The following is a 13,176-nucleotide window of genomic DNA, read 5'->3' as shown; positions in this document are numbered from 1 at the left end:
AGGCTGCGCACCTCGCGCTCGATCTCGGCCGCCTCGTCCCGGTCGGCGCCCAGGCGCACCAGGCCCTCGCGGCCGAAGACGAGCGCCGATTCGAGGGTCTCGCGCAGCTCGAAGTCCACGTTGCGCTCCAGCAGCGCGATGGAGTGGCGGCGGTCGTAGGAGCGGACGAACAGCGGCACGCCCGGGAAGCCTTCGCGCAGCACCTCGACGATCCGGTCGGTGGCCTCGGTCCCGGCGGTGCAGACGGCGACCAGCCCGACCTGCCCCGCGCGCGCAGCGCGCAGCACGTCGAGCCGCGTGCCGTCGCCGTAGAAGATCCGGGCGCCGAACCGCCGCGCCTCCTCGACGCGCTGGACGTCGCTGTCGATCACGACCAGCGCATGGCCGGCGGCCAGGAACATCTGCGAGACGAGCTGGCCGAAGCGGCCGAAGCCGATGATCAGCACCGATCCCCGCGCGTCCGAGAAATCCTCGTCCGGCTCGGCCTGCGCCTGGCGCGACGCCAGCCACGGCCCCAGCGCGATCAGCGCCGGCGTCAGGACCATCGAAGCGGTGACCGTGGCGACCAGCAGGCCGGCATCGGCCCGGGACATCACCCCCGCGGCCGCGGCCGCCGAGAACAGCACGAAGCCGAACTCGCCGCCCTGGGCGAGGAGGAGCGCCGAGCGGACCGAGACGTCGTGCCCGTTCCCGAACAGCCGGACCAGGGCGTAGACCACCGCGACCTTGACCGCCGTCAGGATCGCCACGCCGGCCAGGATCGCGGCCCAGCGCTCCGCGATCAGCGCCAGGTCGACGCTCATGCCGACCGAGATGAAGAACAGGCCGAGCAGCAGGCCGCGGAACGGCTCCACGTCCGCCTCCAGCTCGTGCCGGTAGTTGGACTCGGCCAGCAGCACCCCGGCGAGGAACGCCCCCATCGCCATCGACATGCCGACCAGCGTCATCAGCACGCCCGCCGCGATCACGACCAGCAGCGCCGCCGCCGTCATGATCTCGCGCGCGCCCGACCGCGCGAGCAGCCCGAACAGCGGGTTGAGCAGCCAGCGCCCGGCCGCGACCACCGCCGCGACCGCCGCGACGATGCCTGCGACCGAGAGCCACACCGGCGTGCCGTCGCCGTCGCCGCCCGGGGCCAGGAAGACCACGAAGGCCAGCAGCGGCACGATCGCGAGGTCCTGCATCAGCAGGATGGCGAAGCTGCGCCGCCCGTGGACGGTGCGCATCTCGCCGCGCTCCTCCAGCACCTGCATCACGATCGCGGTCGAGGACAGCGCGAGGCCGAGCCCGGCGACCAGCGCCGCGCCGGGTCCGAGCCCGAGCGCGAACAGCGGGTAGAGGGCGAGGGCGGCGCCGCACAGCAGGATCTGCGCCGAGCCGAGCGCGAAGATGTCGCGCCGCATGCTCCACAGCCGGCCGAGATTGATCTCCAGCCCGATCAGGAACAGCAGGAACACGATGCCGAGCTCGGCGAAGTGCATCAGCTTCTCCGGCTCCTGGAACAGGCCGAGGGCGGAGGGGCCGAGCAGCAGCCCCGCCGCCAGGTAGCCCAGCACCGAGCCGAGGCCGAGCCGCTTGAACAGCGGCACCGCCACGACCGCCGCCGCCAGCACGATCAGCGCCTCGACGACGAGCGGCGCCTGGTGGGTCGCCTCCTCCATCAGGCTGCGCGCTCCAGCGCGGCGCGGTCCCAGCCGCCGAGATCGGCGGCCGCCTCGTAGGTGGATTGCAGGAAGGACAGCAGCGCCCGGTCGGGATCGGGCGCCAGCCGCACGGCGTCGTAGGGCAGGACGAACTCGCGCAGGGTCTCGTCGTAGCGGGCCTCGGCGGGTTGCACGGCGGCCTGCGCGAAACCCGGCGGCTCCGGGTAGGCGTAGGCGTAGAACAGGGCGGTGTCGACCCCGCCGCCCCCCGGCCAGAAGCCGGCGCTGCTGACCTCGTGGCTGTAGGCCTCGCGGGTGACGGCGTCGGCGACGCCGGGCGCTCCGGGATGCCGGGGTGCGGGGCGGCCGGAGAACCGCGTCGCCGCCAGGTCGAAGCTGCCCCAGAAGAAATGGACCGGGCTGGCCTTGCCGAGGAAGCCGGCGCGAAAGCGCTTCAGCACCCGGTCGGCCTGGACCAGGACGCGCCAGAAGCGCTGCGCGGCGTCGGCGTCGTAGGCGACGATTTCCCGGTCGCGCTCGAACGGCACCGGGTCCGGCACCTCCACCGGCACGGGCCAGATCGGCGCCTCGATGCCGAGGGCGGCGAGTTCGGCCGTCAGCCGCGCATGGAAGCCGGCGACGCTCGCCGGCCCGAGCGCGAACCCCCGCTCGGTGCCGTCGCTGCACCGGATCGCGAGGCGATGGCCGACGAGGTCGAGGTCGATCTGGACCGTGCGCCCGTCATGGGGCATCGGCGAGGTCGTCAGTTCCCGGCAGTCGACGTAGAGCGGCACCTGCCACCAGTGGTTCTCCAACGGCGCCAGCGCCAGCCGGACCTTGCCGATCACCTGGGTCCACATATGCAGCGCCCGGCGCGTCTCCTCCCACTGCGCGGGAACGAGGGGCGGCCAGATCCGCGTCTGCGCGTTCGGTTCCATACTCGTCTCCCGGGGGTGGCGCACGGCGTCGGCAAGCACGTTAGCGGGAAGCGGGCGGAATCGCGAGCGGTCCCCCGGTCTTCAGCGTGCGCAGCGCGAAGTTGGAGCGGATGTCGGTCACCATCGGCAGCATCAGCAGCGTCTGCGACAGCAGGCGCTCATAGGCGGCCAGGTCCGGCACGACGATCTCGGCCAGGAAGTCGGCGTCGCCCGACAGCATGAAGCAGGACACGACCTCCGGGATCGCGCTCAGGGCCCGGCCCAGCGAGTCGGCGTTGTCCAGGGTGTGGCGCGCGACCTTGATCTCGACGAAGACCGTCAGGCCGAGGCCGAGCCTGGTCCGGTCGAGGTCGGCGCGGTAGCCGCGGATGACGCCGTCGGCCTCCAGCCGCTTTGTCCGCCGCAGGCAGGGCGAGGGCGACAGGTTCACCCGCTCCGCCAGGTCGACATTGGCCAGCCTGCCGTCCTCCTGCAGCGCCCTCAGGATCGCGACATCGGTCCGGTCTAGCACATCCTGCCCTTTCACGGCCGTCTTTGGGTGGATCATTGCTCCACCATCCCCCGGCGGGGCGGAATTGGCAAGGACCTGCCAGGGGGCCGTGCGCGAGAATGCGCCGTCCCGCACCGGAGGGGCGGCGGAGGGGCAGGGAAGGAGAGGAGAGTCATGGCGGCGGGTGTGGCGGCGGCGTTGCTGACGGTGTCGATCTGGGCGGGGTGGATCGTGGCGACGCGCCATTCGGTCTCGACCGGCCTCGGCCCGGTCGATCTCGGCCTGCTGCGCTTCGGGGTGCCGGCGCTGCTGCTGGCGCCGGCCTGGCTGAAGGTCGGCCTGCTACCGCGCGGCGTGCCGTTGCGGCTCGTGGCGCTGATGGTGGCGGGGTCGGGCGCGCCGTTCCTGCTGATCGGCTCCTCCGGCTTGGGCTTCGCGCCGGCCTCGCATGCCGGGGTGCTGATGCCGGGGACGATGCCGCTCTGGGCCGGCCTGATCGGCTGGGCGCTGCTGGGCGAGCGCCTAGGGCCGCCGCGCGTCGCGGGATACGGGCTGATCGCCGGGGGCGTGGCCGTCCTGGAGGCGGCGGCGCTGGCCGGTGCCGGCGACGCTTGGCGCGGCCACCTGCTCTTCGTCCTCTGCGCGGCGATGTGGGCGGCCTATACCCACGCCTTCCGGCGCAGCGGCCTGAGCGCCTTCCAGGCCGCCGGCATGGTCGCCGCCTGGTCGCTGGCGGTCCATCTGGCACTCGCGGCCGTCCTCGGCACCGACCTGTTCTCGACCCCGTCGCGCGAGGTCGCGATCCAGGCGGCGGTCCAGGGCGGGTTGTCCGGCCTCGTCGCGATCGTCGCCTACGGCTTCGCGGTGCGCCGCCTCGGCGCCACCCGCGCGGCCGCGTTCAGCGCGCTGGCGCCCGCACTCGCGGCGTTCGGCGGCATGGCGCTCCTGGGCGAGGCTCCCGGGCCGGCCGGGACAGCCGCGGCCCTGGTCGTCGGGCTCGGCGTCCTGCTGGCGGCCGGGGCGCCTCGCCTCCGGGGCGACGCCGCTTCAAGCGGCCACGAGTATTTGAGAGTAAAAGAGTAAGCTCCAACTTTTTTATGCCGAAGGGTATGAATTATTATAATATTGTTTTTTAATAACGCCCATCTTTGCGCCATAATGTCTTGCGACGTCGCTCATAGACATATCTTCTTCATTGATCATTCTCAGTACACCTTCGGCGGGAGCAAGAAATTCCGCAGCAAACGCCCGTCCGGCAGCTTGCCGGTCCGTGTACATGTCCGCAACAGGGGCGTCACGTTCACCGAATATCAGGTAGTCGCCGATTGCGCGTCCCACGATGAAGGTCGTGGCTTCCATATCCTCCTGCCGGGCCACGACGACCGGAGCCGAGTTTCTGACGGCACACCAGCCACGCAGGCGGCCTTCGATGAAGGTACTGGACTCGAAATCCCTTCGGCCACCGAACTGCTGGACGAGACTGGCAAGGGTGCCCAGTGCCCTGTCTTCTCCTAGGCCGAGTAGTTGCCTCGTGCGTTTGGCTGTTTCCGTGCCGATCAGCCAGGGCCGATCTCCAGGTGCTGGTTCACGTCTTTCCTCATTGATCCGATGACGAAGATCGGGAAGGCCCTCCAAGTGGTTTTTCGTATTCCCGTCGTCGGTCTTGGAAGCGATCCAGTCCAGGGCTTCCGGCAACCGATCGGGATGGATCGACGACGCGAAATCGAGCCGCGGGTCCTCATCCGCGATGAAATTGACCAGTACTCGAATACTTCGTGCCACGGCATCGCCGGTCGCGTGTGGGGAGAGGCCAAGGGCGCCCGCTGCTCGGCAGAAAGAGATTTCCTCAGGTTGCTCCAGCACGTCCTTGATCCGATTTAGAAAAGATTCGACTTTGGTGTGGAATCGGCGTTTTTCATGAAATATTCTAACGGCCGTCTGCACAATGAAGTCCATAGCCTGGCCGGCGAAATCATCGGTATTCGTTAAATATACACTGCTACGCGAGTTTTCGCTGATGGGGCTTGATGTCAACTCGATATGTTTTCCCCAGGATTTCACCAATATGGAATTTTTCGACGGACTTTTGCCGGCGAAGGTAGGCAACAGGCTAAATGGATCATCTCGGCGATAGAGGAGGCGCCACCAATGCGAAAGCAATCTTTCGGCAACGGCATTGAGGTCCGCGTCTGCCGTGACTACGGTCGGCGACTGAGCTCCATTTTTCCTGAAGACGACCGATATCTTTGCCGGAATCTCTACTGATTCATCACCGTCCGGCCCTTTGACGTCGGTGATTTCAAATATGGCGTTCCTGAGAGGCCGTGATGCTTCCGGGTCGCCGGTGAAGGGGAGGTCCGCCATGGCGGCCAGATCCAAGTCTTCGACCAGTTGATGCCCACGCGGCGTCAGCGTCGGTACGGTCGCGCGACCATCGGCATTGAGCTGGACGAGGCCGGCCCGCACGAGCGTGCTCAGCGACCGGCTTACGTTCGGCTGTTGCCGTCCGGCCATCGATGAGAGTTCTACTATGCTTCTGGGGCGGTACTTTGTGATGAGCGCGAGCAGCAAACGGTTTCCCGAAGGAGCGACTGCCGCACCCGCATCCGATTTGGAAGGCGGAGTTGGTTCCTGCTTCAATCTGGTAAGTAGATGATCCCGCAGTTCTCTTCCGGCGATTGGTTTCATACGACGTCCTCTACGAACTCGAACGGAACGCCCACGCGTTCGCAATACATTTCGCACCTGTCGAAGAAGTCTCTCACGAGTACGGACGGCGACTTGAACCGGTAGCGGAACCGCTGGCCGACCCTTCCCGCCTTATGCTCGTGATCATAGGGATCATCGTCTTGCGCACCATCGAAATCATGCGAATTGTCGAAGCCCAGGATGCGTGTTCCCTGTTGGTCCTGCAGGATGACCGCATAACTAAGGCCATGTGGCGTCTTTACCGTCCTGTCTGCGATTTCGGCGCGGATCACGATCCGCCATCCGTTGGGCATTTGCCACGTCCCGGCATTGTCTATAAACGACCACAGTTCAGCGTCGGTAAACATATATCATTTGCCGATATGGATCAATGGGCGACGGATGCAATCGTTCCAACGCGATCACGCGGAGAGTCGGTTTGCATCCAGGGGGTCGAAGTATCGTTCCCTCATGAGGCAACCTTAAGACCGGAAGATAAAATTTTCCCGACCTTTCTCGTAGGTTCGCTGGCCGCCTCTGAAGCTACTCCGCCATTCACGCCGGCTCGGACCGCAGCGACGCCCCGGCCAGCCGCACCACCGCGGGATAGTCGACCTTCCCCGAGGCCAGCAGCGGCACCCGCTCGACCCGGACCACGGCCCGCGGCGCCATGATCTCGGGCAGCCCCGCCGCCCGCAGATGGGCGCGCAACGCCTCGCGCCCGGCCTCGCGGGCTTCCGTCACCAGCACGATCCGCTCGCCGCGGCGCTCGTCGGGCAGGGCGACGGCGGCGCTCGCGGCGTCCGGCCACAGCCGCGCCGCCTCGGCCTCGATGGTGGCGAGCGGGACCATCTCGCCGGCGACCTTGGCGAAGCGCTTCAGCCGCCCGACGATCCGCACGAAGCCCTGCGCGTCGAGCGTGGCGACGTCGCCGGTGTCGTGCCAGCCGCCGTCCGGCGGCACGGGCACGCCCGGCCGCTCCGGCGTCAGGTAGCCCAGCATCACGTTGGGGCCGCGGATCAGCAGCCGGCCGCCGTCCGCGATGCCCTCCACCGGCTCCAGCCTGTGCCCGATGCCCGGCAGCAGGCGCCCGACCGTGCCGGGGCGGGGCTGCATCGGCGTGTTGACCGCGATCACCGGCGCCGCTTCGGTGGCGCCGTAGCCCTCCAGCACCTGCACCCCGAACCGCTCCGCCCATATCGCGCGCGTCTCCTCCTTCAGCGCCTCGGCGCCCGCGAACAGCAGCCGCACGGTGTTGAAGTCGTAGGGCGAGGCGACCCGGGCGTAGCCGCGCAGGAAGCTGTCCGTCCCGAACATCACCGTCGCCTCGGCGTGGTAGACCAGTTCCGGCACCATGCGGTAGTGCAGCGGCGAGGGGTAGAGGAAGGTCCGGAACCCGTTCAGCAGCGGCAGCAGCAGCCCGCCGGTCAGCCCGAAGGCGTGGAACATCGGCAGCGCGTTGAACACGACGTCGTCCGGGCGGAACGGCAGCCGCGCCGCGAGCTGGCCGCAGTTGGCGAGCAGGTTGGCATGGCTGAGCGCCACGCCCTTCGGGCTGCCTTCCGAGCCCGACGTGAAGAGGATCACGGCCGGGTCCTGCGGGCCGCGCCGCGCCGCGCGGTGGATCCGGCGCGCGAACGGCCGCGCCAGCAGGCCGCGCAGCCGCCCGGCGGTCCCGAGCCGGTCGCGCAGGTCCTCGAGATGGACGATCCGCACCCGTCCGGCCAGCGCCTCGACGGCCGGCTCCAGCCGCGCCCGCTCGACGAAGCGGCGCGAGGTCAGCACGGTCGCGACCCCGGCCATGTGGCACGCCGCCGGCAGGCTCGCGGCACCGGCACCGGGGTTCAGCATCGCCGGCACCCGGCCGCAGGCCTGGAGCGCGAAGAACGCGACCGCCGTCGCGTTGGCGTTCGGCAGCAGGAGCCCGACCGCCTCGCCCGGCGCGCTGATCGCCGCGAGCGGCCGCGCCAGCGCCAGGCTGGCGGCGACCAGCCGGCCGTAGCCGAGCCGCGCGCGGCTCGCGTCCTCCAGCACCGGCTCGCCGTCGCCGCGCACGTCGCGGGCGTCCAGCAGCGCCTCGAACACGGTCCGGCCGCGGTCCTGCGCGTCCAGCATCGCCGCCGCCATCGCGTCGTCGAGCAGGGCGCCGATGCGCCGCCTGCGCGCACGGCCGCGCAGGTCGGCCGGCACCTCGATCCGGCATGCCGGCAGGACCGTGATCGTGACCCGGGGGAACCAGCGCAGCCGGATCTTGCCCCGCAGCCGCGAGAAGGGCGTGTACTGCATGCCCTCGATGCGCACCGGCACCACGACCGCGCCGGCGCGGCCGGCGATCATGCCAGCCCCGTCATAGACCTTCATCAGCGACCCGGTCGTGCTGATGCGGCCCTCCGGGAAGATGACGCAGGGCCGGCCGCCCTGCACCCGCCGGACCAGGATGCGCATCGCCATGCCGCCGGCGAACTCGATCGGGACCGCGTCGACAAGGCCGAGCAGACGGCGCAGCCAGGGCCGGCGGGCGACGTCGGCATCGACGGCGTAGACCGCCTCGACCGGCAGGAAGGCGGCGAGCAGCGCCCCGTCCAAGAACGACACGTGGTTCGGGGCGATCACGGCCCGCGGGCCGGCCGCGTGCAGGTGCCCGACCCCGCGCACCTTCACGCGCCACGCCAGGCGGAAGATCGTCGCGAGCGGGCCCTCGACCAGCGCCCGGGGTGCTGCGCGCGCGAGCGCGGCCGTGGCGCCGGCCAGGCCCGCGGCGCCGGCGAGCGCGGCCGGGACGGCACCGGCGCCGAGCGCCACCGCGACCGCCGCCGCACCGGCCGCGGCCGCCGCCAGCAGCGCGTTGGCCAGCCGGCCGGTGATCGGCCGGCCGAACGGGCCGGCGAACGGGCCGGCGAACCGGCCGGCGAATCGGAGTGAGCGTGTTGCGGGCGCCCGCGGCGATACCGGCGGCCACATTGTTCCGCACCTCGGCCGGAGGGAAGTTCCGCCCAAGGTAGCAGAAATATTCGGAACGATCGTACGAAATCAGACGCGCGTCACCGGCTCGGCGCCGGGCCGGGCACGGGGTCGCCGCCGGCGAACAGCAGGCGCCGGAACACGCGCTCGGGCACCCGGTCGAGCAGGCGTGCGAGCAGGGCGACCGCGGCGAGCGCGAAGACCAGGCGGCCGAGGACCATCACGATCGCGTCGGCGCCCAGCGCCATCATCAGCAGCGTGTCCTCGATCAGGCTGTGCGCGAGGCACAGGAAGCAGATCGAGATCATGACGTCGCGCCGCGACAGCCGTCCGGTCCGGGCTTCCTGGATGATCAGGCTGCCGCCGTAGGTGAGGCCGAGCAGCAGCCCGACCAGCGTGATCGAGGCCGCCTCCGGGGCGAGGCCGAGGACGCGCAGCATCGGCTTCAGCAGCCGGCCGAGCGCGTCCACGAGGCCGATGCGCCGCGCCCCGGCCATCAGCGCCAGCAGCGACAGCAGGATAAAGAACAGCACCACCAGCTCGATCGTGGTCGAGACCGCCCAGTCGAGCCAGCCGGCCTCGGCCGGCGCCGCCGACCACAGCGGGGCCGACGCCGGCGCGCCGAGCCAGCCCGTCAGCGTGAAGACCAGGTTCAGCAGCGCCCCGAACGCGAGCGCGCCGGCGAAGCGCAGCAGGGCGGTGAACCAGAAGCTCGGGCCCGCGCAGCGCGCGATCGCCTGCTCCAGCGGCAGCGCGTGGGCGATCAGCATCATGCCGCACAGGACGCTGACCTGGGCCTGGGTCAGCGCGAGGTCGGGCAGCAGGGCCACGAACACGGCCGCGCCGGGATAGAGGCTGATCAGCAGGGTCGTCATCCAGACGATGCCGGTCTCGCCCGGCAGCCCGACCAGGCCCATCAGCGGCGAGAGCACGCCCGCGAGGTCGTCGACGACGCCGAGCTGCTGGGCGATCCGCATCGCCACCAGCACCGGGACCATCGTCTTCAGCAGCAGCCAGTACACGCTCGCGGCCTGGCGGAGCAGGGGGATCATCGCGTATTTCCTAGTCGGGCACCTGCCGGGAGCATAGGCCGTTCGCAGTTGCGATGCTGGGCAAAATCGGCCAGTTTCCGGCGAAACCCGCCACGAGAGGCCGCCGTCATGCCGAATTTCGCCATGGACGATCTCGACCGCCGCCTCCTGCGCGAGCTGCAGCGCGACGCCGGCCAGACCAGCGCCGAGCTGGCGGAGCGGGTGGGCAGCAGCCCCTCGACCTGCCTGCGGCGCGTGGCGCAGCTGAAGGAGGCGGGCGTGATCCGCCGCGTGGTGGCGGTCGTCGATCCGGACGCGCTCGGCCGGCCGCTGACGGCGTTCGTCGAGGTGACGCTGACCCGCCACGGCCGCGAGCCGAGCCGGCGCCTGATCGAGGCGGCGCGCGGCGAGCCGGCGGTCCGCCAGCTCCACATGATCGCCGGCGAGGGCGACGTGATGCTGATGCTCCATCTGCGCGACATGAAGGAGTTCCGCGCGGTCTGCGAGCGGCTGTTCTACGCCGATCCCAACGTCGACCGCTTCCGTACCCTGTTCTCGATGGAGGGCATGAAGGACGAGACCGCGATCCCGGTGTGAGCCGGGGTCACTTGCGCGGCTTCGGCGGTTTCGGCGGCGTCGCCGGCTGCCAGCGCCCGGCCTCCATGTCGGCGAGCGCGTCGAGCAGGACGCGGCGCACGAAGTCCCCCTGCCGCTCCTCCCCGCGGAGGCGGTCTATGCGCTCCTTGGTTCCTTTCGGTGCGCGAACGAAGAGATCCTCTTCGTATAGGCGAGGCTTCGGCATCCGGCGTTTCATAACGCCGTATCCCCGATAGCGCAATCGGTGTTCATCGGTCCTCACGTACTTCGATATCGCTATCGGTTTATATACGATAGCGCAATCGTTTATTGACGGGAATAAACGCTATCGTTTATTTCTGTCAATGGAACAAAGGACGAGAGGGGCGGGACATTGCCGGAAAGTGCCGGGGCAACGGTGGCGGATGGAGGAGGACGGGAAATGGCGGAGGACGATGCGCCGGCGGCGCTGGTGCGCAGGACCGTGCGGTTCGTGGAGGATGGCAGGCTGCGCCGGACGACGTTGCGGATGGAGCGGTTCCTCTGGGGCCGCGTGCGGGAGATCGTCGAGGCGGAGGGCATCACCCCCGTGGAGTTCTTCACCCGCGTGCGCACGCTGCGCGGCGGCTCCTTCGTCGGCGCGGTCCGGCTGGTGGCGATCGGCCTGCTGCACATGGCGCCCGATCCCGCCGGTCCGCCCGCCCCCCGCCCCCCGCTGCGCCTCGTGGAGTGAAAATCGACGCCGGGACGCTCGACGCCGGCGCCCGCCGGCCCATCTTCGTGCTTCGGGGAGTTCCGCGCGAAGGGGGTAGGCCATGGGCGGGGTTGCGACGGCGCCGGCGGAGGTTCTGCCGGCCGCCTCCGAGGCGATTGCGCTGTCGGAGATCCTGGGCGCGCTGAGCCATGCCCTCGACCTCACCGAGGGACAGCCGCCGGGCCATTGCATCCGGTGCTGCTGGATCGGCGTCCATGTCGGGCGGGAGATGGGGCTGGACGAGGCGCAGGTCCGCGACCTCTACTACGCGATCCTCCTGAAGGACCTCGGCTGCAGCAGCAACGCGGCGCGCATCTGCCAGCTCTATCTCGCGGACGACATCGGCTTCAAGCACGACGTCAAGACCCTCGGCGACGGCCTGCCGGAGGTGCTCCGCTTCGTGATCGGGCATACCGGCCTGACGGCGGGGCTGGCGGACCGGTTCCGCGCGCTGGCGGAGATCGTGCGCAACGGCGGGCGGATCGCGCGCGAGCTGATCGAGACGCGCTGCCAGCGCGGCGCCGGCATCGCCCGCAGGCTGCGCTTCTCCGACGCCGTCGCCGACGCGATCGCGTGCCTGGACGAGCACTGGAACGGCGGCGGCAAGCCGTACGGGCTGAAGGGCGCCGACGTGCCGGTCTATGCGCGCATCGCGCTGCTGTCCCAGGTCGTCGACGTGTTCCACACCGGCGCCGGCCGCGACGGGGCGCTGCGAGAGGTGCGGGCGCGGTCCGGGACCTGGTTCGATCCGGAGGTGGTGCGGGCCTTCGGCCGCGTCGCCGGCAGGCCGGGCTTCTGGGAGACGCTCGGCTCGGACGGGGTGGAGGCGGCGGTCTTCGCGCTGGAGCCGGCCCGGCGGGTCGAGGTCGCGGACGAGTCCTATCTCGACGACATCGCGGCCGCCTTCGCGGAGGTCGTCGATTCCAAGAGCCCCTACACCCGCGGCCACAGCGACCGCGTCGCCCTGTTCTCGGACCTGATCGCGCGCGAGCTGGGCTTCGACGACGGGCAGCGCCGCCGGCTGCGGCGCGCGGCCCTCCTGCACGACATCGGCAAGCTCGGGGTCAGCAACCTCATCCTGGACAAGCCCGGCAAGCTCGACGAGGCGGAGTGGGTCGCGATGCGCGACCATGCCCGGCTGAGCGAGGCGATCCTTTCGCGGATCGGCGCCTTCGAGGAGCTGGCCCGCATCGGCGGCGCGCATCACGAGCGCCTGGACGGCAAGGGCTATCCGCGCGGGCTGACGGCGGAGCGGATCTGCCTCGCCACCCGGGTCGTGACGACGGCCGACGTCTTCGACGCCCTGACGGCCGACCGCCCCTACCGCGCGGCGATGCCCGTCGCGGACGCGCTGGCGATCATGGAGCGCGAGGTCGGGACGGCGTTCGACCCCGTCTGCTTCGACGCGCTGCGCCGCGCGCTGGCCGATGCGGGGTGAAGACGGCGACACTTCCGGCGGGAATGTGTTGAGGGGGCTGAAACCGCAACGACGAAGGATGTCCGACATGCGCTTCATCTCCCGTACGACCGCGGCCGCAGCGGTGGCGCTCCTGGTCCCGGCCGGGCTCGCCCAGGCGCAGACGGCGCCCCAGACGGCGCCCCCCCAGCCGGCAGCCCAGGCGGCGGCACCCGCGGCGTCGGCCTCGTCCTCCGACACGGTCGGGCTGGCGGCGGCGGTCCAGGCCGCCCAGCAGCGCCAGGCCGGCAGCGTCCTGGAGGCCGAGCTGGAGGCCGAAGGCGACCGTCTCGTCTACGAGATCGCGATCGCGACCGACGGCAACCTCCACCAGGCCGTCGTGGACGCCCGGAGCGGCGAGGTCGTGTCGGTCGAGGAGCAGACCCTGGCCGGCACCTGGCAGCGGTGGTTCGGCGGCGACCGGCTCGCGGCCTTGCAGGCGGCCCCCACCTCCATCGCCGACGCCCTCGCGGCGGCCGAAGAGCAGGCCGGCGGCCCGGCGACCGAGGTCTCGCTCGAGGAGGAGGACGGACGCCTGTTCTACGAGATCGAGGTCGCGACCGACACCGGCGACCGCGAGGTCATGATCGACCTCTCGACCGGCGACGCCGTGGCCGGCGACTGATCTTCCGGGATCGC

At 70.4% G+C, this 13,176-nt stretch carries 13 protein-coding genes; 5 read left to right on the top strand and 8 right to left on the bottom strand.

The genetic code is table 11. From position 1 onward, the window contains the following. The 3 genes from VGO20_RS10375 to VGO20_RS10365 form a co-directional block, all read right to left on the bottom strand. The coding region (locus VGO20_RS10375; RefSeq protein WP_327502259.1) for a monovalent cation:proton antiporter-2 (CPA2) family protein at positions 1 to 1,661 on the bottom strand (1,661 nt) is incomplete at its 3' end. Continuing rightward, entirely contained in the window at positions 1,661 to 2,581 is a 921-nt protein-coding gene (locus tag VGO20_RS10370) for a DUF5996 family protein (protein ID WP_327502258.1), read from the bottom strand. The genes VGO20_RS10375 and VGO20_RS10370, both read right to left, overlap by 1 nt. Before the next feature lie 40 nt (positions 2,582 to 2,621). Beyond that, on the bottom strand, positions 2,622 to 3,128 hold the full coding sequence (locus tag VGO20_RS10365) for an Lrp/AsnC family transcriptional regulator (protein ID WP_327502257.1): 507 nt from the start codon (positions 3,126 to 3,128) through the stop codon (positions 2,622 to 2,624). A 117-nt stretch (positions 3,129 to 3,245) separates the two neighbouring features. Between VGO20_RS10365 and VGO20_RS10360 the strand changes: the two genes are divergently transcribed. Further along, entirely contained in the window at positions 3,246 to 4,154 is a 909-nt protein-coding gene (locus VGO20_RS10360; RefSeq protein ID WP_327502256.1) for a DMT family transporter, read from the top strand. 12 nt (positions 4,155 to 4,166) lie between these two features. Here the strand turns inward: VGO20_RS10360 and VGO20_RS10355 are convergent, their stop codons facing one another. The 4 genes from VGO20_RS10355 to VGO20_RS10340 all read right to left on the bottom strand — a co-directional run bounded on the left by VGO20_RS10355 (position 4,167) and on the right by VGO20_RS10340 (position 9,772). After that, positions 4,167 to 5,759 carry an HVO_A0114 family putative DNA-binding protein gene (locus tag VGO20_RS10355; protein WP_327502255.1) on the bottom strand — a complete coding sequence of 531 codons (1,593 nt, stop codon included), beginning with the start codon at positions 5,757 to 5,759 and terminating at the stop codon, positions 4,167 to 4,169. Then, positions 5,756 to 6,052: a toxin-antitoxin system TumE family protein gene (locus VGO20_RS10350; RefSeq protein WP_327502254.1), complete on the bottom strand. Its 297-nt coding sequence runs from the start codon at positions 6,050 to 6,052 to the stop codon at positions 5,756 to 5,758. The genes VGO20_RS10355 and VGO20_RS10350 overlap by 4 nt, the downstream gene beginning before the upstream one ends. A 262-nt stretch (positions 6,053 to 6,314) precedes the next feature. After that, positions 6,315 to 8,720 carry an AMP-binding protein gene (locus tag VGO20_RS10345; protein WP_327502253.1) on the bottom strand — a complete coding sequence of 802 codons (2,406 nt, stop codon included), beginning with the start codon at positions 8,718 to 8,720 and terminating at the stop codon, positions 6,315 to 6,317. 80 nt (positions 8,721 to 8,800) lie between these two features. Beyond that, a complete protein-coding gene (locus tag VGO20_RS10340) occupies positions 8,801 to 9,772 on the bottom strand; it encodes a nucleoside recognition protein (protein WP_327502252.1) in 972 nt (323 codons plus the stop codon). A 108-nt stretch (positions 9,773 to 9,880) separates the two neighbouring features. On the opposite strand from VGO20_RS10340, the gene VGO20_RS10335 reads away from it, so the two are divergent. After that, on the top strand, positions 9,881 to 10,348 hold the full coding sequence (locus VGO20_RS10335) for an Lrp/AsnC family transcriptional regulator (protein WP_327502251.1): 468 nt from the start codon (positions 9,881 to 9,883) through the stop codon (positions 10,346 to 10,348). A gap of 7 nt (positions 10,349 to 10,355) precedes the next feature. Here the strand turns inward: VGO20_RS10335 and VGO20_RS10330 are convergent, their stop codons facing one another. Continuing rightward, entirely contained in the window at positions 10,356 to 10,553 is a 198-nt protein-coding gene (locus VGO20_RS10330; protein WP_327502250.1) for a hypothetical protein, read from the bottom strand. Positions 10,554 to 10,769: 216 nt separating this feature from the next. On the opposite strand from VGO20_RS10330, the gene VGO20_RS10325 reads away from it, so the two are divergent. The 3 genes from VGO20_RS10325 (at position 10,770) to VGO20_RS10315 (ending at position 13,162) form a co-directional block, all read left to right on the top strand. Then, on the top strand, positions 10,770 to 11,060 hold the full coding sequence (locus tag VGO20_RS10325) for a hypothetical protein (protein ID WP_327502249.1): 291 nt from the start codon (positions 10,770 to 10,772) through the stop codon (positions 11,058 to 11,060). Between the two features lie 82 nt (positions 11,061 to 11,142). After that, positions 11,143 to 12,519 (top strand): HD-GYP domain-containing protein, encoded by a 1,377-nt coding sequence (locus VGO20_RS10320; protein WP_327502248.1) that lies wholly within the window; start codon positions 11,143 to 11,145, stop codon positions 12,517 to 12,519. A 67-nt stretch (positions 12,520 to 12,586) separates the two neighbouring features. Beyond that, positions 12,587 to 13,162 (top strand): PepSY domain-containing protein, encoded by a 576-nt coding sequence (locus VGO20_RS10315; RefSeq protein ID WP_327502247.1) that lies wholly within the window; start codon positions 12,587 to 12,589, stop codon positions 13,160 to 13,162. The last annotated feature ends 14 nt before the right edge of the window (positions 13,163 to 13,176 follow it).

Source organism: Arenibaculum sp. (genome assembly GCF_035998295.1).
Lineage (GTDB): Bacteria > Pseudomonadota > Alphaproteobacteria > Azospirillales > Azospirillaceae > DASYHS01.
The sequence above is the reverse complement of the archived record's forward strand: the minus strand, read 5'-3'. Positions and strand labels throughout refer to the sequence as shown.